General features: G+C 68.2%; 17 protein-coding genes. 6 read left to right on the forward strand and 11 right to left on the reverse strand.

Going from position 1 to position 23649, the window contains the following annotated elements; all coding sequences use genetic code 11:
- Positions 1 to 21 precede the first annotated feature (21 nt).
- Genes E3C22_RS10190 through bchF form a run of 7 tightly spaced genes read right to left on the reverse strand, consistent with a single transcriptional unit; the run spans position 22 to position 10535 of the window.
- Positions 22 to 1458 carry a BCD family MFS transporter gene (locus E3C22_RS10190; protein WP_134762451.1) on the reverse strand — a complete coding sequence of 479 codons (1437 nt, stop codon included), beginning with the start codon at positions 1456 to 1458 and terminating at the stop codon, positions 22 to 24.
- A 38-nt stretch (positions 1459 to 1496) separates the two neighbouring features.
- The gene (gene bchM, locus E3C22_RS10195; RefSeq protein WP_134761930.1) at positions 1497 to 2201 is read right to left on the reverse strand and encodes a magnesium protoporphyrin IX methyltransferase; all 705 of its coding nucleotides are present in this window, start codon (positions 2199 to 2201) and stop codon (positions 1497 to 1499) included.
- Positions 2202 to 2209: 8 nt separating this feature from the next.
- The gene (bchL, locus tag E3C22_RS10200) at positions 2210 to 3121 is read right to left on the reverse strand and encodes a ferredoxin:protochlorophyllide reductase (ATP-dependent) iron-sulfur ATP-binding protein (protein ID WP_134761931.1); all 912 of its coding nucleotides are present in this window, start codon (positions 3119 to 3121) and stop codon (positions 2210 to 2212) included.
- Positions 3118 to 6858, reverse strand: a complete 3741-nt coding sequence (locus E3C22_RS10205) for a magnesium chelatase subunit H (protein ID WP_206026950.1) — start codon at positions 6856 to 6858, stop codon at positions 3118 to 3120. The genes bchL and E3C22_RS10205 overlap by 4 nt, the downstream gene beginning before the upstream one ends.
- A complete protein-coding gene (locus E3C22_RS10210; RefSeq protein ID WP_134761933.1) occupies positions 6833 to 8701 on the reverse strand; it encodes a ferredoxin:protochlorophyllide reductase (ATP-dependent) subunit B in 1869 nt (622 codons plus the stop codon). Before E3C22_RS10210 ends, E3C22_RS10205 begins: the two co-directional genes overlap by 26 nt.
- Before the next feature lie 11 nt (positions 8702 to 8712).
- A complete protein-coding gene (locus E3C22_RS10215) occupies positions 8713 to 10005 on the reverse strand; it encodes a ferredoxin:protochlorophyllide reductase (ATP-dependent) subunit N (protein ID WP_134761934.1) in 1293 nt (430 codons plus the stop codon).
- Positions 10002 to 10535, reverse strand: a complete 534-nt coding sequence (bchF, locus tag E3C22_RS10220) for a 2-vinyl bacteriochlorophyllide hydratase (RefSeq protein ID WP_134761935.1) — start codon at positions 10533 to 10535, stop codon at positions 10002 to 10004. The genes E3C22_RS10215 and bchF overlap by 4 nt, the downstream gene beginning before the upstream one ends.
- A gap of 350 nt (positions 10536 to 10885) precedes the next feature.
- On the opposite strand from bchF, the gene E3C22_RS10225 reads away from it, so the two are divergent.
- From E3C22_RS10225 to E3C22_RS10245, 5 genes are all read left to right on the forward strand, one after another.
- Positions 10886 to 11608, forward strand: a complete 723-nt coding sequence (locus tag E3C22_RS10225; RefSeq protein ID WP_167591725.1) for a cobalamin B12-binding domain-containing protein — start codon at positions 10886 to 10888, stop codon at positions 11606 to 11608.
- A 132-nt stretch (positions 11609 to 11740) separates the two neighbouring features.
- Complete coding sequence (gene ppsR / locus E3C22_RS10230; protein WP_167591726.1) at positions 11741 to 13099, forward strand: transcriptional regulator PpsR; 1359 nt, start codon at positions 11741 to 11743, stop codon at positions 13097 to 13099.
- A gap of 179 nt (positions 13100 to 13278) precedes the next feature.
- On the forward strand, positions 13279 to 14196 hold the full coding sequence (chlG, locus tag E3C22_RS10235) for a chlorophyll synthase ChlG (RefSeq protein ID WP_134761938.1): 918 nt from the start codon (positions 13279 to 13281) through the stop codon (positions 14194 to 14196).
- 3 nt (positions 14197 to 14199) lie between these two features.
- Positions 14200 to 15546, forward strand: a complete 1347-nt coding sequence (locus E3C22_RS10240; RefSeq protein ID WP_245514906.1) for a BCD family MFS transporter — start codon at positions 14200 to 14202, stop codon at positions 15544 to 15546.
- Positions 15543 to 16760, forward strand: coding sequence for a geranylgeranyl diphosphate reductase (locus tag E3C22_RS10245; RefSeq protein WP_134761939.1), 1218 nt, complete (start codon positions 15543 to 15545; stop codon positions 16758 to 16760). The genes E3C22_RS10240 and E3C22_RS10245 overlap by 4 nt, the downstream gene beginning before the upstream one ends.
- Positions 16761 to 16811: 51 nt before the next feature.
- Here E3C22_RS10245 and E3C22_RS10250 read toward each other — a convergent pair whose 3' ends face one another.
- The 3 genes from E3C22_RS10250 to leuA form a co-directional block, all read right to left on the reverse strand.
- The gene (locus E3C22_RS10250; protein WP_134761940.1) at positions 16812 to 17456 is read right to left on the reverse strand and encodes a hypothetical protein; all 645 of its coding nucleotides are present in this window, start codon (positions 17454 to 17456) and stop codon (positions 16812 to 16814) included.
- A gap of 172 nt (positions 17457 to 17628) precedes the next feature.
- Entirely contained in the window at positions 17629 to 18396 is a 768-nt protein-coding gene (locus tag E3C22_RS10255) for an alpha/beta fold hydrolase (protein ID WP_134761941.1), read from the reverse strand.
- A 7-nt stretch (positions 18397 to 18403) separates the two neighbouring features.
- Positions 18404 to 20071, reverse strand: a complete 1668-nt coding sequence (gene leuA / locus E3C22_RS10260) for a 2-isopropylmalate synthase (RefSeq protein ID WP_206026939.1) — start codon at positions 20069 to 20071, stop codon at positions 18404 to 18406.
- 516 nt (positions 20072 to 20587) lie between these two features.
- On the opposite strand from leuA, the gene E3C22_RS10265 reads away from it, so the two are divergent.
- Positions 20588 to 22663, forward strand: a complete 2076-nt coding sequence (locus E3C22_RS10265) for a diguanylate cyclase domain-containing protein (RefSeq protein ID WP_167591727.1) — start codon at positions 20588 to 20590, stop codon at positions 22661 to 22663.
- Between the two features lie 71 nt (positions 22664 to 22734).
- Here the strand turns inward: E3C22_RS10265 and E3C22_RS10270 are convergent, their stop codons facing one another.
- Entirely contained in the window at positions 22735 to 23637 is a 903-nt protein-coding gene (locus E3C22_RS10270; RefSeq protein WP_134761944.1) for a cation diffusion facilitator family transporter, read from the reverse strand.
- Positions 23638 to 23649: the final 12 nt, after the last annotated feature.

Raw genomic sequence — 23649 nt, forward strand, 5'->3', positions numbered from 1 at the left:
ACGCACTCCCTTGGCTTTTTTTCAGTTCGGCAGATCGGCGAGCCCGAAGCGCGCCGGTGGCTTGGCCCGCGGCTCGATGCGCCGCGGCTTGACGAGCGGCCCGAGGCTGACGAGCGCCCCGAAGACCAGAAGAATTTCGACGAGATAGACGACGGAATAGCCGCTGGCGGGCCCGGCAAAGGCGGCGCCGAGCCAGCCGGCATCGGCGAGCCCGACCACCGCGTCGCGCGTGAAGCCGCCGACCGCGACCGCAAGGCCGAGCGCCACCGCCTGCACCGCGCTCCAGGCGCCGAGGGCAAGGCCGCCCCGCCCGGTGCTGACCATCGCCATGGCGGCGATCAGCATCGACACGGCGAACAGGCCGCTGCCGAGGCCGATCAGGGCCGTGCCGACGGAAAACACCACCACCGAGCCGAAGGGCGCCGCCATGATCACCGCGGCAAATCCCGGCAGGCCAAGCATCAGGCCGACGCCGGCAACGACGTAAGGGTTGCCGCCGCGGCTCATCAGTCGCGCCGAGACGAAATAGCCGGCGAGGCTTCCCGTCGCGAACAGCGCCGTCAGCAGCGTCGTCGCGCCGACCCCCATGCCGAGCACCGTGCCGCCATAGGGTTCCAAAAGCACGTCCTGCATGCCGAAGGCACCGGTGCCGATGGCGAGCGCCACCAGCAACCGGTCGAGCCCCTTCTGCGCCCTGAGGGCCCGCAAGGCGGCGCGGAACGGCTCCTTCGGCGCAGCGTCGGGCGCCATGTCGCGGCGCCGCGGCTCCTGCTTCCAGATGGCGATGACGGTGAGCGCGATCGTCAAAAGGGCCGAGCCCTTCAGGACCTCGATCAGCCGCAGCGGCGAGAAGTCGGCGAGCATCCGGCCGATGACGATCGCCCCGGCGACCATGCCGACCAGCAGCATGGTGTAGAGCATGGCGACGACGCGGGGCCGCTTGTCCGCCGGCGCGAGATCGGTGGCGAGCGCCAGCCCTGCCGTCTGCACCGTGTGGAGGCCGAAGCCGGTCATCAGGAAGGCGAGCGTCATCCCCGCCTCGCCGTAGATGAGGGTGCCGGGCCGCGCCTCGGCGATGATCAGCAGCGAGATCGGCATCACCGCGAGGCCGCCGAACTGGATCAGCGCGCCGAACCAGATATAGGGCACCCGCCGCCAGCCGAGATAGGAGCGATGGGTATCGGACTTGTGGCCGATCAGCGCCCGTGCGGGCGCCGCCACCAGCGGCAGCGCCAGGGCGACGGCGATCAGCGAGACGGGAATGCCGAGCTCCACCGCCATCACCCGGTTGAGCGTGCCGCCGAGCAGCACCATGGTGATGCCGACCGAGACCTGAAAGAGCGACAGCCTGAGCAGCCGGCCGAAGGGCAGCTCGGTCGAGGCCGCGTCGGCGAACGGCATGATCATGGTGACGAACTGGCGCATCCGCGCCCGCGCCAGCGCTTCGGCCGGCGACATCGCCCTCGCTTCGCCCCGGTCGCTCTTTCGGAAAAGCCTCATGACCGCACGAGCTCCATGCCGTGGGACTTGTAGAAGCCGCTGGAAACGCGCTGCTCCGCGCCCGGCCGCCAGCCGGCGAATGCCGGATCTGTCGCCAGCCGGCGGGCGAAGCGGCCGGTCTCGACCGGCACGATCGACGGCGCGCGGTCGGAGCGCGGGAACAGCCGCCCGGCGCGGTGCATCAGGGCGAGCAGCGGCGTCTTCGGCGCCAGGGTGAAGGCGATCGATCCGCTCGTGCGGGCGGCGAGCCGGGCAAGCGCCGCGGCGGCATCGTCCGGCTCGTAGTGGATGAGGGAATCCATCAGGACGACGTGGTCGAAATGCCCGAGGCCATCCGACAGCATGTCGCCGGAAACGAAGCGGATCGCCGCGCCGACGCCAGCGGCCGATGCAAGCTCGCGGGCATGGGAAACCAGCGTCGGCGACAGATCCACCGCCACCACCTCGGCGCCCCGTTTAGCCAGAAGGATCGACAGGGCGCCCGTGCCGCAGCCGGCATCGAGCACCCGCGCGCCGGCAAGGTCTGACGGCAGCGTTCCGGCGAGAAAGCCCCGCATCGCATCCCGCCCGGCCCTGACGCTCGCCCGTATGCGGCCGAGCGGCGCGTCGGAAGTGAGCTTCTTCCAGGCGTCGGAGGCAGTGCGATCGAAATAGGTCTCGATCTCGCCGCGCCTTGTCTCGTAGGTGGCCACGTCGCTCATCGCCCGCCTCACTCGAAACCGAGGAAATCGAAGATGTCGCGGTCCTTCATCGACTTGCCGTCCATCGGCTCGACGCCGGCATAGAGCGTCGCTGCAAGCCGCAGATACTCCTCCTGCACCGACTTCACCTCCGGCTCGTCCCCCATCTCGAAGAGGGTCGCCTTCTTCAGCCGGCTCTTGCGGATGGCGTCGAGATCGGGGAAATGCGCCACCCGCTGAAGACCCGTCGCCGCGTTGAACCGGTCGATCTCGTCGGTCCCGGCGGAGCGGTTGGCGATGACGCCGCCGAGCCTGACATCGTAGTTCTTCGCCTTGGCCTGGATCGCCGCGACGATGCGGTTCATCGCGAAGATCGAATCGAAATCGTTGGCGGTGACGACCAGCGCCCGATCGGCATGCTGCAGCGGCGCCGCAAAGCCGCCGCAGACGACGTCGCCAAGAACGTCGAAGATGACGACGTCGGTGTCTTCGAGAAGGTGGTGCTCCTTCAGAAGCTTCACCGTCTGGCCGACGACATAGCCGCCGCAGCCGGTGCCGGCCGGCGGGCCGCCGGCCTCGACGCACATGACACCGTTATAGCCCTCGAAGACGAAGTCCTCCGGCTGCAACTCCTCGGCATGGAAGTCGACGGTTTCGAGAACGTCGATCACCGTCGGCTGCAGGCGCTTCGTCAGCGTGAAGGTCGAATCGTGCTTGGGGTCGCAGCCGATCTGCAGGACGCGCTTGCCGAGCTTGGAAAAGGCGACCGACAGGTTCGACGAGGTCGTCGACTTGCCGATGCCGCCCTTGCCGTAGATCGCGAAGACCTTGGCGCCGTCGATCTTCGGCCCGGTGTTCATCTTCACCTGCACCGATCCCTCGCCGTCCTCGCGGCGGTGGACGGTCCTCGGCAGCGGCAGCGTGGTCTTGAGCGCGGTCATGCGGCCACGACCTCCTTGCTTGTGATTCCTTCGAGCCGATCCTCGAGATCGGCGCCGGCCTCGCGCAGCGCCTCGCGGTCCGCTGCGTCGGGGGTCCAGTAATGGCGCTCCTCGGCCTCGATCAGCCGGTCGGCCATGCGGGCGGACGCGGTCGGGTTGAGGCTGGCGAGACGCTCGCGCATGTCGGCGTCGAGAACGAAGGTCTCGGCGAGGCGCTTGTAGACCCAGGGGCTCACCTGACCGGTGGTCGCCGACCAGCCGAGCGTGTTGGTCACATGGCTCTCGATCTGTCGTACGCCTTCGTATCCATGGGCGAGCATCGCTTCGATCCATTTCGGATTGAGCATGCGCGTGCGGGTCTCCAGAGCGACCTGCTCTTCGAGCGTGCGCACCTTGCCCTCGCCTCTCGTCTGGTCGCCGATATAGACCGGCACCTTCTCGCCGCGGGCGACCGAGGCTGCCCGGCTGACGCCGCCGAGGGTGTCGAAATAGTGGTCGATGGTGGTGACACCGAGCTCGACGGATTCGAGATTCTGGTAGGTCATCTCGACCTTGGCGAAGCTCGCTTTCAGGAGCCTCGCCTGCTCGGCGGTGTGGCCCCTGCGGTCGACGGCGAAGCACTTGCGCCGCGTATAGGCTTCGGCGAGCTCGCCCTCGGCGTCCCAGGCGCCCGAGTCGATCAGCATGTTGACGTTGGAGCCATAGGCGCCGTCGGCATTGGAAAAGACGCGCAGCGCCGCTGTTTCCATGTCGCAGCCGGTCTCCTCGGCATAGGCGAGCGCGTGCTTCCTGACGAAGTTCATCGCCTCGGGCTCGTCGGCGGTGGCGGCGAGGAAGGCGGCTTCCGCCAGCAGTTTCGACTGGAGCGGCAGCAGGTCGCGGAAGATGCCGGACAGGGTCACCAGAACGTCGATCCGCGGCCGGCCGAGGCTTTCGAGCGGCAGGAGATCGGCACCGCTGAGCCGGCCGAAGCCGTCGAAGCGCGGCGCCGCGCCGATCAGCGCCAGCGCCTGGGACAGCGGGCCGCCCTCGCTCTTGAGGTTGTCCGTCCCCCACAGGACGATCGCCACCTTCTCCGGCAGGCCGTGGCCGCCGGCGGCGTGGCGCGAGAGCATCCGCTCGGCCTGGCGCCGGCCATCGGCGACGGCGAAGGCGCTGGGAATGCGGAACGGGTCGAAGCCATGGACATTGCGGCCGGTCGGGACGATCTGCGGGGTACGAAGGAGGTCGCCGCCCGGCACCGGCCGGATGAACCGCCCGTCGAGGGCCCGCATCAGCGCCGGAAGCTCGTGGTCGCGGCAGAGGTCCTCCGCCAGCGCCACCAAGGAGTCGATGGCTGCATACTCATCGGTATCAGGATCGATCGACTGCTTCAGTGCGGCGCCGCCGTCGCCGCTTGCCAGAGCCTCGATGGCAGCGCGATCCGGAACCATGCCGAGGCTCGCCTCGGCGGTGACGGCGAGGAGGTCGGCGCGCTCGGCCTCGCTCACCGCTTCGCCGACGACGTGAAGCCCATGCGGTATGAGCGTTTCCTCGACCTCCAGAACGGCGCGATGCAGCGCGGCAACGTCGACGGGTCGGCCGTCTTCCGGCTCGCTGCCAAGGTCGAGGGCGCTTGCCTGGGCGGCGATGGTGGCTTCCAGATTGCGACGTTCGACGGCCATCTCCGGCGCCGAGGCCCGCCAGCGCTCGATGGTCGCCTTCAGATCCGCGAGCCCGCGATAAAGGCCGGCATGCGCGACCGGCGGCGTCAGGTAGGAGACGAGCGTCGCCGCTGCCCGGCGCTTGGCGATGGTGCCTTCCGAAGGGTTGTTGGCGGCGTAGAGATAGACATTCGGCAGGTCGCCGATCAGCCGGTCCGGCCAGCACTCGCCGGAAAGCCCCACCTGCTTGCCCGGCATGAATTCCAGCGCCCCGTGGGTGCCGAAATGCAAGACCGCATCGGCGCAAAAATCCTCACGCAGCCAGCGATAATAGGCCGAGAAGGCGTGGGTCGGCGCGAAACCCTTCTCGAACAGCAGCCGCATCGGGTCGCCCTCGTAGCCGAAGGCCGGCTGCACCCCGACGAAGACGTTGCCGAACATCGCCCCCAAGACGAAGATCGACGAGCCGTCCGACTGCTGGCGGCCCGGCGCCGGGCCCCATTGCGACTCGATCTCGGCGAGATGCGGCTCGCGGCGGACATGGTCCTCGGCGGGGATGCGGAGATAAACGTTCGCCTGCGCGCCGAAGCGGCTTGCATTGCCCTTGAGGATCGCATCGCGCAGAACGTCGGCGCTCTCGGCCAGGTCGACCGAATAGCCGTCCGCCTTCAGCGCCTTCAGCGTGTTGTAGAGCGAGGCGAAGACCGACAAATGCGCCGCGGTGCCGACGCTGCCGGCATTCGGCGGGAAGTTGAAGATCGTCAGCGCGACCCTGCGCTCGGCCTTGGGCCGGCGGCGCAGCGCAATGAGCTTCGCCGCGCGCCGCGCCAACAGGTCGGCACGCCCCAGATCGGCGGTCATCTCGCGATGGCCGTCGGCCCGCGAAAGGGTGGAGCGGCCGCCGAACAGCATCGGCCCGGTCGCCCCGTCGATCTCAGGGATCGCCACCATCATGGTGGCTTCCACCGGCGTCAGCCCGGCAGAGGAAACCCGCCATTCCTCCAGCGACTGGAACTCGACCGCATGGGCCGAGAGGAACGGCACGTCGAGACGGGCGAGCATCGCCTCCGCGGCGCTGGAGTCGTTGTAGGCGGGCCCGCCGACCAGCGAAAAGCCGGTGAGCGAGACCAGCGCATCGATCGTCGGCCGGCCGCCCTTCATGAAGAAGGCCTCGATGGCGGGCCGTGAATCGAGCCCCGACGCAAAGGCTGGGATCACCCTCAGGCCGCGGGCCTCCATCGCAGCGATCACCCCGTCATAGTGGCCGGTGTCGCCTGACAGGACGTAGGAGCGCATGACCAGAAGCCCGACCGTCCCGGCCGTACCGCCCTTGCGGTTCGGCAGCGAGTCGATGCGCGTCGCGATGCGGTCGGCGAGCCGCGGATGATAGAGCCCGACATCGGGATATTCGACCGGCGCGCGGGTCTGGCGCAGCCTGGCGGCGATCTCGGCGCGCGGCCCCTTGGCATAGCGCTCGACCAGGAAGCGGATCATGTTGGCGACGTTCTCGTCGGATCCCGCCAGCCAGTATTGCAGCGTCAGGAAATAGGCCCGGACGTCCTGCGCCGTGCCGGGGATGAAGCGCAGGATCTTCGGCAGGCGGCGCAGCATCGCCATCTGCCTGGCGCCGGAGCCCGAGGACGGCCTGCCCTCGGTCTTCGGCCCGCCGCGCAGACGCTTCAGGAGCGCGATGACGCCCTTCGCCTCGCCGGCCATCTCGAAGCCGCCGAGCCGAGTCAGCTTGATCACCTCGCCGGCCGACATCGCGCCGACCATGGCATCGCAGGCATCGCGCCGGGCTTTCAGCGCCGGCAGCACCGCCTCGATGTGGTTCTCCATGAACAGCATGTTGGCAAAAACGATGTCGGCCCGGGCGATATCGGCGATGCAGCGGGCAAGGCTTTCCGGCTCGCGCTCCCAGTCGGTCGCCGCATGGAGCACCACTTCGAGGCCGGGGATCTCGCCGGACAGCCGCCCGCGCGCCGCCGCGACGGCACCGGCCATGTGGCCGTCGAGGCTGATCAGCACCACCGTGACCCGCGCCGATGCGCCCGGCCCGGCAGGGCCGCTAGCGGCTGTAATGGGCCTTTGCATCATAGAGCGTCTCCACGGTGATCTGTGACAGACCCCGTTCGAGGGCGAATTGCTCGGTGTTCCGGCGGGCTTTGCCCCGCACGAAAAAGGGTATCTTTTTCAGTTCGAGTTCGGCTTCGTTCAGCCAGCCGGGGGCGATCGATGCAGCAGTGGCAGCCGGGAACGAAGGCTCTTGCTCGTCTTCGGGCTCGGCCGCGATGCGGGCGCCGCCGCCGAGATGCGAAGGCCGTGCCGCGTCGTTGAATTCGAAGTCGTCGCGGAACATGCCGAGAAGGTGTTCCTCGAGCCCCATCACCAGCGGGTGCACCCAGCTGTCCCAGAGGACATTGGCGCCCTCGAAGCCCATCTGCGGCGAGTAGCGGGCGGGATAGTCCTGCACATGCACCGGCGCGGAGATCACCGCGCAGGCGATGCCGAGCCGCTTGGCGACGTGCCGCTCCATCTGGGTGCCGAGGACGAGCTCCGGCTGCGCCGCGGCGATCGCCGCTTCGACGTCGAGATAGTCGTCGGAAATCAGCGGCTCGACGCCGTATCTTTCGGCGGCGGCGCGGATGTCACGGGCAAATTCGCGGGAGTAGGTGCCGAGACCACAGAGGGTGAAGCCGAACTCTTCCGTCGCGACGCGGGCGGCGGCGAGCGCGTGCGTCGCATCACCGAAGACGAAGACGCGCTTGCCGGTCAGATAGTTGGAATCGACCGAACGGGAGAACCACGGCAGGTTCGACTTCGCTTTCCCGCTGCCGAGCCTCGCCTCGCCTGCCGCCTCGGGCAGTTTGGCCAGTTGGCGGACCTCGGCGATGAAATCCTGCGTCGCACCGACGCCGATCGGCACCACGGTGGTGAAGTCCTGCCCGAAGGTCCGCTTCAGCCACTTCGCCGCGACGCCGGCGATCTCCGGATAGAGGACGACGTTGAAGTCCGCCTCGCCCAGCCGCGCGATGTCGTCCGGCGAGGCGTCGAGGGGAGCGACGACTGCGACGTCGATGCCGATCCCGCCGAGCAGCCTGCGGATCTCCGCGACGTCGTCGCGGTGCCTGAACCCGAGGGCCGTCGGGCCGAGGATGTTGCAGCGGGGGCGCGCGGCGTTGCGCGGCGCATGCCGTGCGTCTGCCGCGCTGGTTGAATCCGCAACCTCGTTTGCGCCGGGGGAATGGATGACTCCGGCCTCACCCCCCTCTGCCCTGCCGGGCATCTCCCCCTCAAGGGGGGAGATCGATCCTGCGGAAACGCCTCCGGCGTCTTTCTGGTCGGCGCCTTGCTGCGGCGCAGAATGGAGCGCGGCACCCACGCCTTCGATCTCCCCCCTTGAGGGGGAGATGCCGGCAGGCAGAGGGGGGTCTCCAGACGCAACATCGGACGAAACCGTCGTCGACACGGCGCCACCATCGTTTCGCGACGACCCTCCCGCCGCCAGCGTCCGCACCACCTGGTAGAACGTCTCGGCGGCGCCCCAGTTTTCCTTGCGCTGGTAGGAGGGGAGTTCCAGCGGGATCACCGGCACCGGCAGGCCGGCGGCTCTCGCAAGACCGGCCGGGTCGTCCTGGATCAGCTCTGCCGTGCAGGACGCGCCGACGAGCATCGCCCGCGGCTGGAAGCGCTCGAAGGCGTCCCTGAGCGTCGCCTGGAACAGCGCCGCCGTGTCGGTGCCGAGGTCTCGCGCCTCGAAGGTCGTGTAGGTGACCGGCGGGCGCCTGTCGCGCCGCTCGATCATGGTGAAGAGCAGGTCGGCATAGGTGTCGCCCTGCGGCGCATGGAGAACGTAGTGCACCCCTTCCATCGCGGTGGCGACGCGCATCGCGCCCACATGCGGGGGTCCTTCATAGGTCCAGACGGTGAGCTGCATCGCCGCCTCCCCTAAACTCTCAGCCGCGTCTTGCGGTCGAGCGGGCGGGCGAACAGGCTGGCGAGGTCGCCGGCCTGTTCATAGCCCTGGATCGGGGTGAAGAGGAGCTCGATCGACCACTTGGTGGTCAGCCCCTCGGCCTCCAGCGGATTGGCGAGGCCGAGGCCACAGACCGCGATGTCCGGGCGCAGTTCCCGGGCTCTGGCGAGCTGACGGTCGACGTCCTGCCCCTCCGAGAGAGACGCCTCGTCAGGCAAGAGCTCCAGCTCCTCGGCGAGATGGCGGCGGTGGAGATAGGGCGTCCCGACCTCGGTCAGCCGCATGCCGAGTTCGCGCGACAGCATCCTGGCGAGCGGGATCTCGAGTTGCGAATCCGGAAAGAAGAACAGCGAGCGGCCGGCAAGCTCGGCGCGGAACGGCTCGAGCGCCCGCTTCGCCCGCGCCTCGGCCGCGGCGGTGGCCGCACGAAACCGCATCGGATCGGTGCCGAAGCTGTCGGCTGCCGCCTTCAGCCACAGCGTCGTGCCCTCGGCCCCGAGCGGGAACGGCGCGGCGATGCGCGACGCGCCGCGCTCCTCCAGCGCCCGCGCGGTCTCGCCGAGAAACGGCTGGGCGAGCAGAAAGCGCGTCGACGGCCCGACCGGCGGCAGATCGCGCGCCCGCCGGGGCGGCAGGAAGCCGACATTCCCGATCCCCATTGCGGCAAACAGCCGGGCGAACTGGTCTTCGACGACGTCGGCGAGCGCCCCGACGACCAGCAGCGACGGTGCCTCGGCTTCAGCCTCGGGCAATGCCGGCACCAGCGCAGCAAGGCAGTTGTCCTCGCCCTGCGTGAAGGTGGTCTCGATGCCGGAGCCGGAATAGTTGAGGATCCTGACCTCCGGCGCGTAGCGCTCCGACAGCCGCGCGGCGGCGCGGGAGAGATCGAGCTTGATCACCTCGGAGGGGCAGGAGCCGACGAGAAACAGCATGCGGATGTCGGGCCGCCGCTCGATCAGCCGCGAGACGGCGGCATCCAGTTCCTCATTGGCGTCGGCAAGGCCGGCCAGATCGCGTTCCTCCATCACCGCAGTGGCAAAGCGCGGCTCGGCGAAGATCATCACCCCGGCGGCCGACTGCATCAGATGGGCACAGGTGCGCGAGCCGACGACGAGGAAGAAGGCGTCCTGGATCTTGCGATGCAGCCAGACGATGCCGGTGAGGCCGCAGAACACCTCGCGCTGCCCGCGTTCGCGCAGCACCGGCCGCTCGGCACAGCCCACAGAGGGCACCGCGACGCCGGGGCTGGCGGCAGCGCCGCTCATGCCGGCACCTGTGCTGGGTAGTCACGCCGCTTCGGGCCGGCCTCGAGCCGCGCGGCGCGCAGCTTCAGGACGAACTGTCCGGCATTGACGACATAGGCGGCATAGCCCGCCAGTGCGACGGCGAACTGCTCGGCCGGGGTGCCTATCCCGCGAAGGAGCATGACGACATAGGCGGTGTGGAGCGCGATGACGCCCATCGACACGACGTCTTCCCAGAAGAAGGCGGGAGCGAACAGCCAGCGGCCGAACACCACCTTCTCCCAGATCGAGCCGGTGACCATGATGGCGTAGAGCGCCAGCGTCTTGACCAGCACCGAGAGGGCCGCGGCCCCGTAGCCCTCGCCCGTTGCGAGATAGCGCAGCACCAACGCCAGCGAGCCGAGGCAGATCAGGAACTGCAGCGGCGCCAGCACCCCCTGCACCAGGGTCCAGACCGTTCCGTCACGCCGCGCCCGCTCGGCCGGCGTGTAGAGCCCGCCTCGGCGCCCGGCGGCGCTGCCTTTTGGCGATGGGGAACGTAACGCTGTCATGGGGTGGAGTCTGCGGCGGGCGGGTCCAATGTGTCAAGTTAAATTGACGCTCTGGAATTTTTACACTTTTATCGTCACCCGCCGCATTGATTTGTCCGCCGGATTGGAGGAAGCTCCATGAATAACGATCGCCGAACATGGGCGAGTGCCGGGATGCCAGGGGTTTGGCGTCGCGGCAGATCGCGGCGACCTTCTGGGAGGGGCAATTTATGCCGGGCATCCCCCACGTTTCTGAATTGTATGCCGATGAGTTTCGCGGACCTGCTCACGGCCCCACCCTGTCCAGCCGCGTTGACAGGTCCAGTCGCCGTGACTGGAAGGGCCGGCTCTCAGATGCGATCGTCAACAAGGTGATCCCGTCCCTTTATGCCGCCCATGGGGAGACGAAACCCGGCGGACGCACAGCCCAGGAATGTGCCGAGCTGCGCCGCAGGGTCGAGGCGGAACGCTTTCTCGGTCTCGTCCTCTCCAACAGTCCCGAAGCCCAGTGGCAGCATCTTCTCGGGCTGCGCGCCTCGGGCATGGGCCTCGAGACGCTGCTGATGGAGATCATGGCCCCCGCCGTGCGCGAGCTCGGCGAGATGTGGCTGAACGACCGGATGAGCTTCGTCGAGGTCACGACGAAATCGGCTCGCCTGCAGCACATGATCCGCTCCCTCGGCCGGTCCGATTCCGACTTCCTGCCGGACGGCTGCGGCAGCGTTCTGCTGGCGGCGGCGCCCGGCGAGCAGCACACATTCGGCCTGTTCGTCCTCGCCGAGATGTTCCTCGCCGCCGGCTGGAGCGTTTCGCTGGAAGCCAATTCCACCATGGAAATGCTCTGCGAGCTGGTCGCGAGCCGCCGCTTCGATGCGGTCGGCCTCAGCGTCGGCAGCGAGCGCTTCCTTGCCCCCGTCGGCAGCCAGGTCGCGGCCCTCAGGCAGGCCTCCGAAGCCCATGCGAGCCGCATCTTTCTCGGCGGGTGGGCTTTCACGACGGCCGGACAGTCGTTAGATGACTATGGAGCCGACCTGGTTGCGGTGGATGGGCGCAGCGCCGTCGAGAAGGCAGAGACCCTGCTGATCGGGCGCTAGGCATTCACGCATTCAGGGACGAGGCCGCACCGGGGGGACAGGCGAGAGATAGGCGCTCAGAGGATGGAACATCCGAGAACTGGCCGGCAGTTTTCCGATCCGAGCCGTTCCTTTGCAAATCTCGAGGCTGCGTTGGTCGCGACGATGGTCACGGCCGCGACGGATGTCGCATTGCTGCTGGATCGCGGCGGAACGATCGTCGACGTGGCGATCCGCGAGCCGGATCTCTTCGGCGAGGTCGAAAAAAGCTGGATCGGCCAGAAGTTTTCCGACGTCGTCACGGTCGAGAGCCGCCAGAAGGTGGTGCGCATGCTCTCCGAGGAGCCGGACGAGGAATCGCCGGCCCGCCGCGAGATCAACCACCCGATGCCGCACGGGATCGACCTGCCGGTCAGCTATTCGATGCTGCCGCTGACCAAGAACGGCACGCGGCTCGCCCTCGGCCGCGACCTCAGGACGATGGCCTCGCTGCAGCAGAACCTGATCGAGACCCAGCTTGCGCTGGAGACGGACTATGCCCGCCTGCGCAACACCGAGACGCAGTACCGGGTCCTCTTCGACACCGCGCTCGAGCCGATCGTTCTCGTCGACGCCTCCAACGGCCGCATCATCGACGCCAATCTCGCCGCCCGCCAGCGTTTCGAAAAGGACGGCCGGCGGCTTGCCGGCGCGCCCGTCAACGCGCTGTTCGGCACGGCGAGCCAGAGCGAGGCCGACGCGCTGATCGCCGCCGCCCGCAGCTCCGGCGAATCGGAGACGGCCAGCCTGCTTCCCTCCGGCGGCGAGCGGAAGGTGCCGGTCGCGGTGCGCTTCTACCGCCAGCACGGTTCGAGCCGCATCATCCTGCGCTTTGCCGGCGACGAGGAGCCGCTGAAGAACACCATCGAGACCGACCTCGTCGCCAGATTGACCTCCACCTTGCCCGACGGCCTCGCCGTCGTCGGTCCCGACAGGCTGATCCAGGACGTCAACGAGAGCTTCCTCGACCTGTCCGAGATCGCCAGCCGCAACCAGATCGTTGGCCGGCCGCTCGACGAGATCCTCGGCCGCCGGGGTGTCGAGCTCGGCGTCCTGATGAAGGCGATCGACACCGACGGCTTCGTGCGCAATTTTTCCACCCATCTCAACACCCGCTATGGCGGCGTCGTCGAGGTGGAGGTCAGCGGCTCGGCGATCACCCGGGGCGACAAGCGCTTCTACGGCTTCTCGATCCGCGAGGGCGCCCGCACGCCGCCCCGCCCGGCCGCCTCGGAGCCGTTCCGTTCTGCCAACGACATGACCGGCCTCGTCGGCCGCGTGCCGCTGCGCGAGATCATCCGCGAGACCGCCGACATCATCGAGCAGCTCTGCATCGAGGCGGCGCTGGACCTCACCCGCAACAACCGCGCTTCGGCCGCCGAGATGCTCGGCCTCAGCCGCCAGAGCCTTTATTCCAAGCTTCGCCGGCACGGCATTTCGGGCAATTTTTCCGAGAGCGACGACACCCACTGAGATCCCTGGTCGTTCGGCCGGAGCCTCGGCGGGATCCGCCGGGAGCTCTGTTTCGTGTGCCATCGTCAATCGGCGATGGCCTGCGCTGCCGGCTCGCCCGGGTCCTCGCGTCATCGTCACCTGACGACTGACTGTCAATTTTGGTTGACACTCTTCCGGGGCGCGCCTAGCCTCGCCTCATGAGCCGATCGATCGCAGAAACTCCGGCAGGATCGCGCCCCAGCTTTGCGGCCGGGATCGAGCTCTTGAAGCCGATCACCTGGTTCGCGCCGATGTGGGCCTTTGGCTGCGGGGCCATCTCCGCCCGCGGCATGGCGTCCCCTGACGGCCAGACCGTCTGGATCGTGCTTGCCGGCGTGGTGCTCGCAGGGCCCCTCCTCTGCGGCGCCAGTCAGGTCGTCAACGACTGGTTCGACCGCCATGTCGACGCCATCAACGAGCCGAACCGGCCGATCCCGTCCGGCCGCATGCCCGGCCGTTCGGCGCTTTGGCTGGCGATCTTCTGGACCGCCCTGTCGCTCGTCGTCGCGTTCGCTCTCGGCCCCTGGGTCGGCATTGCCTCCGCCCTCGGCTGTCTTCTGTCATGGGCCTACAGCGCCCCGCCGCTGCGGCTGAAGCGCAATGGCTGGTGGGGCAATGCCGCCGTCGCTTTCGCCTATGAGGGACTTGCCTGGTTCACCGGCGCAGCGGTGGTGGCGGGTGGCCTCCCGGACGGCAGGATCATCTTCCTTGCCTATCTCTACAGCGTCGGCGCCCACGGCATCATGACGCTCAACGACTTCAAGGCGATCGAGGGCGACGCCGCCCTCGGGGTGCGCAGCCTGCCGGTGCAGTACGGCGTCTCGGCCGCGGCGCTGATCGCCTGCTTCGTCATGGCGCTGCCGCAGATCCTCGTCGCCGGCCTGCTGTTGGCCTGGGGCACGCCGCTCCACGCGTTCGCGATCATCGCGCTGCTGGCGCTGCAACTCGTCCTGATGCGCCGCTTCCTGGCCGATCCACGCGGCAAGGCGCCCTGGTACAACGCCACCGGCACCAGCCTCTACGTTCTCGGCATGATGGTCGCGGCCTTCGCCCTCGGCGGCATCGTCGGAGGCTGACAGGTGGCGGCACGCGGACTGTCCTGGCTCGAAATCGTCCGGCTCGCCCTCGTCCAGACCGCGCTCGGGGCGATGGTCGTGCTGACCACCTCGACGATGAACCGGGTGATGGTCGTCGAACTCGCGCTCCCGGCGGTCCTTCCCGGTTTCCTCGTCGGCATCCACTACGGCCTGCAGATGCTGCGCCCGCTGTTCGGCCACGGCTCGGATGGCGGCCGCCGGCGCACCCCCTACATCGTCGCCGGCATGGCGGTGCTCGGCCTCGGCGCGGTCGGCGCCGCCGCCGCGACGGCACTGATGGGCAGCCACCCCGCCGCCGGCATCGCCGCAGCCACCCTCGCCTTCATGCTGATCGGCGCCGGCGTCGGCGCCGCGGGTACCAACCTCCTCACCCTCGTCGCGACCCATGTGGATGAGCGGCGGCGCGGACCCGCCGCGACGCTGATCTGGATCATGATGATCGCCGGTTTCGCGGTGACCACCGGCCTTGCCGGCAGATTCCTCGACCCCTATTCGCCGCAGCGCCTCGTCGCCGTCACCGCCGTCGTCTGCGCCGTCGCCTTCGTCGTCAGCCTTGCCGCCGTCGCCGGCATCGAGTCCCGCGGTACCGCCAAGACTTCCGGGCCAGAGACTTCACCGCGTCCCGCCTTCCGCGCCGCCCTCGCCGAGGTCTGGCAGGAAGCGCAGACGCGGCGCTTCACCATCTTCATCTTCGTCTCGATGCTCGCCTACAGCGCGCAGGATCTGGTGCTGGAGCCCTTTGCCGGCCTGGTCTTCGCGATGACGCCCGGCGAGACCACCGAACTCTCCAGCGCCCAGCATGGCGGCACGGTCCTCGGAATGGTGCTGGTGGCAGTGCTCGGGCCGCTTCTGGCAAAGCGCCTGCCGGTCATCCTCACCGGTCTTTCCGTCGCCGGCTGCCTCGGCTCGGCCCTGTCGCTCGGCGCCCTCGCCACCGCCGGCGTCATGCCGGAGATGTTCGCGCTGACGCCGCTGGTCTTCGCCCTCGGCCTTTGCAACGGCGTCTTCGCCGTCGCCGCGATCGCCCGGATGATGGGCCTCGCGCGGGAAGGCGCCAAGGGCCGCGAGGGCGTTCGGATGGGCGTCTGGGGCGCATCGCAGGCGATCGCCTTCGGCCTCGGTGGCTTCCTCGGCACCGTCGCCGTCGACCTTGCCGGCCAGATCCTCGGCAAGGGCGGCCTCGCCTATGGGGTCGTCTTCGCCGCAGAGGCGGTGCTCTTCCTCGTTTCCGCCGGGCTGGCGAGACACGCCGTCACCGGACGGCAGGTGCGCGCCGTGAAGACCGGCGGCGCGACGCGACTTTCCTCGAGCGACGTGGTTGCGGCATGAGCGGGACGGCGAACGACACCCCCTTCTTCGACGTCGTCGTGGTCGGCGGCGGGCCCGCCGGCGCCACCGCCGCGGAAAGCCTCGCCCGTGCCGGCCACAGCGTGGCGCTGATCGACCGGGCCGGTCGCATCAAGCCCTGCGGCGGCGCCATTCCGCCGCGGCTGGTGCGCGACTTCCAGATCGCGCCGGAGCTGCTCGTCGCCCGCATCGCCAGCGCGCTGATGGTGGCGCCGTCGCAAAAGCGCGTGCCGATGCCGATCGACAACGGCTATGTCGGCATGGTCGATCGCGAGCATTTCGACGAATGGCTGCGCGAGCGGGCCGCCGAGGCCGGCGCCACGCGCTTCACCGGCCGTTTCATTGCCCTCGAACGGACGGACGGACAGACGGGCGGCACGACGCTGGTCCGCTACCAGCCGGCTGGCGACGCTGCTCGCGAAGAGACGATCGCCACCCGCCTCGTCGTCGGGGCCGACGGCGCGCGCTCGGCGGTCGGGCGCCAGGCGATCCCCGGTGCCGACAAGGTTCCTTGCGTCTTTGCCTATCACGAGATCGTCCGGGCGAAACCTGAGGCGGCCGATGCCGACTACGATCCGGCGCGCTGTGACGTCTACTACCAGGGCCGGATCTCCCCGGATTTCTACGGCTGGGTGTTCCCCCATGGCGAGACCGCCTCGATCGGTACCGGCAGCGCGAGAAAGGGCTATGGCCTGCGCCCGGCGGTCGAGCGGCTGCGTGCCGCGGCGGGGCTCGCCGGCGCCGAGACGATCCGCCGCGAGGGTGCGCCGATCCCGCTGAAGCCGCTGAAGCGCTGGGACAACGGCCGCGACGTCATCTTGGCCGGCGACGCTGCGGGCGTCGTGGCGCCGGCGTCCGGCGAAGGCATCTATTATGCGATGGTCAGCGCGAAAATGGTGGCCGAGGCCGCCGGAAGCTTCCTTGCCACCGGCAATCCCAGGGAGCTCCGCAGGGCCCGCAAGGCCTTCATGGGTGAGCACGGCCGGGTGTTCTGGATCCTCGGCATCATGCAGGCGTTCTGGTATCGCTCCGACGCCCAGCGCGAGCGCTTCGTCGCCATCTGCCGCGACAAGGACGTGCAGCGGCTGACTTGGGAATCCTACATGAACAAGAAGCTGACCCGCCGCGATCCGGCGGCGCATCTGAAGATCTTCTTCAAGGATCTCGCCCATCTGTTCCGGCTGGTCTCGCCGTAACGGGACGACGCCCGGCCCGGCGGTCAGCCGAGGATAGTCACCGGTGCTTGATCAGCCCGGAATGGTGACCCCGCGATAGGAGGCGATGGCGAGAAGGATCGCCGCGCCCAGCACGGCGCCGATCATCAGCCAGACGAGGGCGATGGCGAAATCGCTCATGCGGGAGCGCTTCGGCTTTGCTTCGACCTTCTTCGGCTCGTGGATGCGCAGCGGCGCCTCGTCGGCCATGGCCGCCTTGCCGTTTCCGGGCTGGCTCTCCGCCGTTGCGAGCGCATCGTCCGCGGCAAACGCCTTCTCGCGCTCGACGATCCGCTCGGCGACATAGTCGGTGACGTGATCGGCGATCGCCCGCGGCTCGGTGGATTCGGCCAGCGTCAGGCGGCCAAGGCGGGTCTCGCGCACGAAGCGGTAGGTGCGCCGGTCGCGCGCCATCATCACATTGGCCGTGCCGTCGATCCACAGCCGCGGATGGCTGCCGCCGGAAACGGTGAAGTCGAAATAGTCGTCGCCCGGCTCGAGCTCGCGGATGATCGGCTGCAGTTCCTCGGCGAGGATTTCCAGCCGCGCACGGTCGGCCTCGCGGATGTCGACGACGACGTCGGACCGCTGGGCAGCCGCGATCTTGGCCTGGCGAACGGCATCGGCCAGACGCTTCGTCCCCATCAGCTGGGAGATGTTCTCGTTGGTCTCGCCCATGCCTGCCTCGAATCGACCCGCTTTACGATTTGTTTACCGTAATGGCGTTGCCGCGCGAAGGAAACTGTCGCGGGGGGTCGGCAGGGCAACAGGTGCCGGCCAAAGCGAGGCGCCGCAGTGCCAGCCCCGATTCGCCTGCCCCGTTTCGCCCGCCCCGGTCAGCCCGCCTTTGTCAGCCGGCGCGGGCGATCGCCCGGCGGATCGCCGCCGAGACGGCCTCCGGCGCCTCGAGCATCAGCATGTGGCCGACGCCCGGAAGCCGCGTCACTGCAAAGGCCGGCGGCAGGTTTTCGCTCTCAGAGACCGGCGTCACCGGATCGGCCTCCCCCCAGAGAAGCTCGATCGGACGATCTGAGGCGGCGACCGCGTCGAGTGGCAGGACGCCCTGGCGGCCGGAGCCGAACATCGGACCGAAGATCTGGCGGATCTCGTCCCGGCCGCCCGGACCGTTGTTGCCCCTCGTCGCATGGGGCGGCAGCGTGAAGTCCGGTGCCGTCATGGTGCGAAGCGCCGCGGCGAGGCTCGTCTCGTCCCTTGCGGCCATCACCGCACGGATCGGCTCAAGGCCGATCTCCGGGCCGAAGCCGCCCGGGGCAAGCAGCGTCAGGGAAAGGACAAGCCGAGGCTCGAACAGCGCGATCAGGCAGGCGACCGCCCCGCCCATCGAATGGCCGACGACATGCGCCGCCTCGATCCCGCGCGCCGCAAGCTCGCCGATCACGGCGCGGGCGGCGACCTTCGGCGGGCCGAAGCCCGGAAAGTCGCGCGAGCCGCCATGGCCCGGCAGGTCGAAGGCGAGGCACCGCCGCCCCTCCGCCGCAAAGCCCGCGGCAATGCCGTCAAAGGCCTCCGCGCGGCCGTCGAAACCGTGCAGGAGGACGAGCGGCGGCCCTTCGCCGCCACCCGTCTCGATCGCGCGAAGGCGCGGGCCCTGGCTCATCGCCCCGTCATGCGGCGACGATGCGGTTCACCGCCGAGACGATGGCCTCGAGCGAGGCCGAGACGATATTCTTGTTGATCGCCGCGCCGAACAGCCGGCCGCCAGGATGGGCGATCTCCATGTAGCAGATCGCCCGGGCGTCGGAGCCTGCCCCGAGCGAGTGCTCGGAATAGTCGTAAACCGAGAACTCGATGCCGAGATGGCGCTTCAGCGCGTCGACGAAGCCGTCGATCGGGCCGGTCCCGAGCCCCTCGATCACCACTTCCCGGCCGTCGTCGAGAATGTGGCCCTCGACGATGCGCTCGCCCTTCACGTTGGGATTGGGCCTGGTGAAGTGATCGACGAATTTCAGCCGTCCGGCAGGCTGGTCGACATAGCGCTCGATGAAGCGCTCGTAGATCGCCTTTGCCGGCAGTTCGACGCCGGTCTCGTCGGTGATCCGCTGGATGTCCTCGCGGAACTCGATCTGCAGGTTGCGCGGCAGGTTGATGCCGTAGTCGGCCTGCAGGATGTAGGCGATGCCGCCCTTGCCGGACTGCGAGTTGATGCGGATGATCGCCTCGTAGCTGCGGCCGACATCCTTCGGATCGATCGGCAGATACGGCACTTCCCAGATCTCGCTGTTCGCCGCCCGCCGGGCCTTCATGCCCTTGTTGATGGCGTCCTGATGCGAACCGGAAAAGGCGGTGTAGACGAGTTCGCCGACATAGGGGTGGCGCTCCGGGATCGCCAGCTTGTTGCAGTATTCGTAGACGTCCTTGATCTTGTTGATGTCGGAGACGTCGAGGCCGGGATCGATCCCCTGCGTGAACATGTTGAGCGCCAGCGTCACCAGATCGACATTGCCGGTGCGCTCGCCATTGCCGAACAGCGTGCCTTCCACCCGGTCGGCGCCGGCCAGGAGGCCGAGCTCCGTCGCCGCGATGGCCGTGCCGCGGTCGTTGTGGGGATGCAGCGAGACGATCAGGCTGTCGCGATTGTCGAGGTTGCGGCACATCCACTCGATCTGGTCGGCATGGACGTTCGGCGTCGACATCTCCACCGTCGCCGGCAGGTTGAAGATCAGCTTGTTCTCAGGCGTCGGCTGGACGATTTCGGCGACCGCGTTGCAGATCTCGGCGGCAAATTCCAGCTCGGTGCCGGTGAAGCTTTCCGGCGAATATTCGAAGCGGTAGCCACCGCCGGCCTTGGCCGCCATGTCGGTGATCATCTTCGCCGCATCGACGGCGATCTGCCTGATGCCGGCGCGGTCCTTCTGGAACACCACGCGGCGCTGCAGCTCACTGGTGGAGTTGTAGAAGTGGACGATCGGCCTGACCGATCCTTCCAGAGACTCGAAGGTCTTCTCGATCAGCTCGGGGCGGCACTGCACCAGGACCTGCAGCGAGACGTCGTCGGGCGCGCCGCCCTGTTCGATGCACCAGCGGGCGAAATCGAAATCGGTCTGCGAGGCGGACGGAAACCCGATCTCGATTTCCTTGAAGTTCATGGCGAGGAGCAGCGCGAAGAAGCGGGCCTTGCGGTCCTGCCCCATCGGGTCGACCAGCGCCTGGTTGCCGTCCCTCAGATCGACCGAGCACCAGATCGGCGGTTCGGTGATCGCCTTAGCCGGCCAGGTGCGGTCGGGCAGATCGATCTGCCCATAGGGGCGATATTTTCGCGGCGCGTCGACCATCGTCTTCGGACTGGACGCGGTGGCGGGACTTTGTTCGCTCGCGGCGGATGCGGGCGATTGAGCCCTGGAAACGGCGGACATGGATTTCTCAACCTCTCGGTCTCGCGGATGGCCGCGACGCATTGCGCAACAGGCGGCGTCAGTGTGCGGACGCATCCGATATTCTGGTGGATTTGTGAAGACCAAGGGACGGTGGTCCGGCAACGCGCCGCACCAGCTCGACCGCCGGACGCCCCTTGTTACCGGGCCCGACGGTCGCCGCTAAGGCTAAGAAGGAGAAGCTGCGAGGACGCGCAGGAGATCGCCCCGCCGCCAAGCGGCAGTCGATCGTGGCGCGAAAGGGTCCTCGTCTGGTCCATGCGGAGCAAGATAGCCATCGCCGGCCGCTTTGCAAGCATTTTGCGCGACGCTTCGCTGTGGAAAACGGCACCGCACTGCGGCAAATTTACCGGACCTTTACCTTACGGGACTCATGATTGGTCACGCCCCCGAACGATTGCCGAGACTGAGGTTCGCATGGCGATTTCCCGCGCGACCCCGCCGGCCCGATCAAGACTGTCCGCGATCGCCGATCCGATCGCCATCACGGCCGGAGTTGCCGGCCTGCAGTTCGTTGCCGCGCTGGCGACGGGTATCTTCATCTATTTCATGCCGACGGAGAACAGCTGGGACTGGTGGGTGCCGCTGTGGTTTCCCTCCGGAACAGCCATCGCCCTCGTCATCGCCTTCGGCACCCGCGTTCTGCCGGGCATCTGGATCGCCTCTCTGACGGCAGAAATCTATTTCGGCTCCGCGCTCCCCGCGACGATCGGCGTGCCCATCGTCAACACCGCGACACCCCTCCTCGTCGCGACGATCCTGAAGAGCAACCGGATCGGCCTCGCCGAGCTTTTCAACACGGTCCAGAACGCCGCGACCTTTCTCGCCGTCACCGCGGTCGTCGAATTGTTCTTCAGCGCGACGCTCGGCACCGTCTTCCTGCTGCCGCAGGATATTCTGAACGGTCACGCGCTGTTTCAGCAGATCGGCACCTGGGCCCTCGGCAATCTCAGCGCCGACCTGATCGTCGGCGTGCCGCTGCTGATCTTCTTCGCGCTCGCAGGCTCGCGCGAGGAGAGGCCGCAGGCAAAGTCCGTCGGCATCACCGTCCTTGCCGTCCTCGTCACCTGCCTCGTCTTCTCCGATCTGCCGCTCGGTCTCGGCTATACCTACATGCCGGCCGGCTTCGTCGTCTTCCCGCTGATCATCTGGTCGGGTCTGAGGCAGCGACGCACCGAGACGGCGCTGATGGTGATGGGCATCGCCATCACCGCCACTCTGTTGACGGCGATGGGGCACGGGCCGCTGGCCGCCTCCGCCGCGCCGAAGCTGAATGCCATCCTGCTGCAGGTGTTTCTCGTCTCGATGAGCCTCAGCGGCCTTCTCCTCTCGACGGCCAATGCCGAGCGGCTCGCCTCCCGCAACGAGGTCGAACGCACCCTTACCGCCCTCGACCTTCTCATCGAGGACCGGACCATCGAGCTGAACCGGACGAATCGACGGCTGAAATCCGAGCTTGCCGAGGGCCAGCGCCGCAGCACGATCATGCGCGGTCAGGCCAAGGTGATGGAAATGCTGACCTCCGGCGAGGATCTGTCACCGGTTCTGACGACGCTGCTCGCCGAGTTCCGCCGGACCCAGCCGGACTGCGAGGCCGCCATCCTGGTCAAGGACGAGGCCGGCGCCTGGGAGGTGGCCGCGATCGACGGCGATCCGGCCGTGTTCGATCTCTTCGCCCGCCGTCTGCCGCCAGAGGGAGCGGAGAGGATCGACGGCCGGAAGGGCGGCGAGACGGCCGTGGCGCTGCTGCGCAAACGCCTCGACCACGCCTTCGTCGTGATGCCGCGGGAGGAGGAGGCAAGGCTTGCCGGCCTCATTGCCGAGCCGATCGCGATGCACGACGTCGGCCGGGAGGGCCTGTTCTGCATCCGCGAGACGGCGGCCGGCCCTTGCGACCGGGAGTTCCTCGCCGACATGGTGCGGCTTGCCGGCGTCGTCCTCAGCCACAAGAGCTCGATCGACAGCCTCCACCACGTCGCCTCCCACGACGCGCTCACCGGAGTCTTCAACCGCTACGGCCTGTTCCAGCATCTGGGAGCGCTGGTCTCGGCCCCCGCCGGACCGGCGCCCTTCCGCGCGGCGATCCTGTTCATCGACCTCGACGGTTTCAAGGCGGTCAACGATGCGCTCGGCCACGAACTCGGCGACCGCCTGCTGGTGGAATTCGCCCACCGCATCCGCGATGTCGTCGGGCCGGAGGCGATCGTCTGCCGCCTCGGCGGCGACGAGTTCGTCGTCGCGCTTCTCGACGTTGCAGCCCCCGCTCTCGCCCGTGCCGCCGCCGGCCGGCTGATCGACGGCTGCCAGGGCCTCAGATGCCTCTCAGGCACCGAACTCGCCATCTCGCCGAGCATCGGCGTCACCCTGTGGGACGGGCGGTCCGCCTCGCTCAACACCGTCATCGACCAGGCCGACGGCGCGATGTATGCGGCCAAGCGCAGTGGCGGCGGCCGGGTCATGTTCCATCAGGATCAGGTCGCGGAAACCGGCTGAACGGTCCGCAGAAGTCTTTGACCACGGCGCAATGCTTGCCCCAACGTCCGGTCGATCCTGCCAGGAAAGCTTCAGAGCACCGGCACGCCGGTCTGCTTGGCCTCGTCCTCCGGCTCGACATGGATGAGCACCCGCGCGCCGGCGAAGATGTCCTGCAGCGCGTCCTCGATCCGGTCGCAGATCTTGTGGGACTCCGCGACCGTCATCTTGCCCGGCACCACCAGGTGGAACTCGATGAACATCGCCCGGCCGGCAAGCCTTGTCCTGAGGTCGTGCACCTCGATCGCGCCCTCGGCATTGCAGGAGATCGTCTCGCGCACCCGGGCCTCGGAATCGGCGTCGATCGCCTCGTCCATCAGGCCGGAGAGCGAGGTGGTGACGACCCGCGCGCCTTCCCAGAGAATGTTGACGGCAACGAGCGCCGCGAGCAGCGGATCGAGGATCGTCCATCCCGTCACCGCCGCGACGATCAGGCCGAGGACGACGCCGGTTGAGGTGACGACGTCGGCCATGATGTGCCGGCCGTCGGCGGCGATCGCCGGCGAGCGGTGCTGGCGTCCGAAGCGGATCAGGAAGATCGCCCAGCCGACATTGATCAGCGTCGCAAAGCCGTTGAGCAGCAGCCCCTCGACCGGCGCCTTGAAGGCCCGCGGCTCGAGATAGGCGCCCCAGGCCTCGCGCAGGATCAACAGCGCCGCACCGACGATCAGCGCCCCCTCGACGACGGCGGAGAAATACTCCGCCTTGGTATGACCGAAGGGATGGTCGTTGTCGGCCGGCTTGTAGCTGACGGTCACCGCCCAGAGGGCGATCAGCCCGGCGACGACGTTGACGATCGATTCCAGCGCGTCGGAAAACAGCGCCACCGACCCGGTCAGCACATAGGCGACGTATTTGATCGCGAGGACCACCAGCGCGACGACGACGCTCGCAGCCGCCACGCGCTTGGCGATCGGGGCGTTGGTTTCCGGCATCGATTGTCCCGG

It is taken from the genome of Jiella endophytica (genome assembly GCF_004519335.1).
GTDB classification, from domain to species: domain Bacteria; phylum Pseudomonadota; class Alphaproteobacteria; order Rhizobiales; family Rhizobiaceae; genus Jiella; species Jiella endophytica.

Excerpts from the sequence above, each read along its gene's own strand:
- E3C22_RS10190 (WP_134762451.1), bottom strand. The coding sequence starts at position 1,458 with ATGTCGCCGGCCGAAGCGCTGGCGCGGGCGCGGATGCGCCAGTTCGTC.
- bchM (WP_134761930.1), bottom strand. The coding sequence starts at position 2,201 with ATGAGCGACGTGGCCACCTACGAGACAAGGCGCGGCGAGATCGAGACC.
- bchL (WP_134761931.1), bottom strand. The coding sequence starts at position 3,121 with ATGACCGCGCTCAAGACCACGCTGCCGCTGCCGAGGACCGTCCACCGC.
- E3C22_RS10205 (WP_206026950.1), bottom strand. The coding sequence starts at position 6,858 with ATGCAAAGGCCCATTACAGCCGCTAGCGGCCCTGCCGGGCCGGGCGCA.
- E3C22_RS10210 (WP_134761933.1), bottom strand. The coding sequence starts at position 8,701 with ATGCAGCTCACCGTCTGGACCTATGAAGGACCCCCGCATGTGGGCGCG.
- E3C22_RS10215 (WP_134761934.1), bottom strand. The coding sequence starts at position 10,005 with ATGAGCGGCGCTGCCGCCAGCCCCGGCGTCGCGGTGCCCTCTGTGGGC.
- bchF (WP_134761935.1), bottom strand. The coding sequence starts at position 10,535 with ATGACAGCGTTACGTTCCCCATCGCCAAAAGGCAGCGCCGCCGGGCGC.
- chlG (WP_134761938.1), top strand. The coding sequence starts at position 13,279 with ATGAGCCGATCGATCGCAGAAACTCCGGCAGGATCGCGCCCCAGCTTT.
- E3C22_RS10245 (WP_134761939.1), top strand. The coding sequence starts at position 15,543 with ATGAGCGGGACGGCGAACGACACCCCCTTCTTCGACGTCGTCGTGGTC.
- E3C22_RS10250 (WP_134761940.1), bottom strand. The coding sequence starts at position 17,456 with ATGGGCGAGACCAACGAGAACATCTCCCAGCTGATGGGGACGAAGCGT.
- E3C22_RS10255 (WP_134761941.1), bottom strand. The coding sequence starts at position 18,396 with ATGAGCCAGGGCCCGCGCCTTCGCGCGATCGAGACGGGTGGCGGCGAA.
- leuA (WP_206026939.1), bottom strand. The coding sequence starts at position 20,071 with ATGGTCGACGCGCCGCGAAAATATCGCCCCTATGGGCAGATCGATCTG.
- E3C22_RS10265 (WP_167591727.1), top strand. The coding sequence starts at position 20,588 with ATGGCGATTTCCCGCGCGACCCCGCCGGCCCGATCAAGACTGTCCGCG.
- E3C22_RS10270 (WP_134761944.1), bottom strand. The coding sequence starts at position 23,637 with ATGCCGGAAACCAACGCCCCGATCGCCAAGCGCGTGGCGGCTGCGAGC.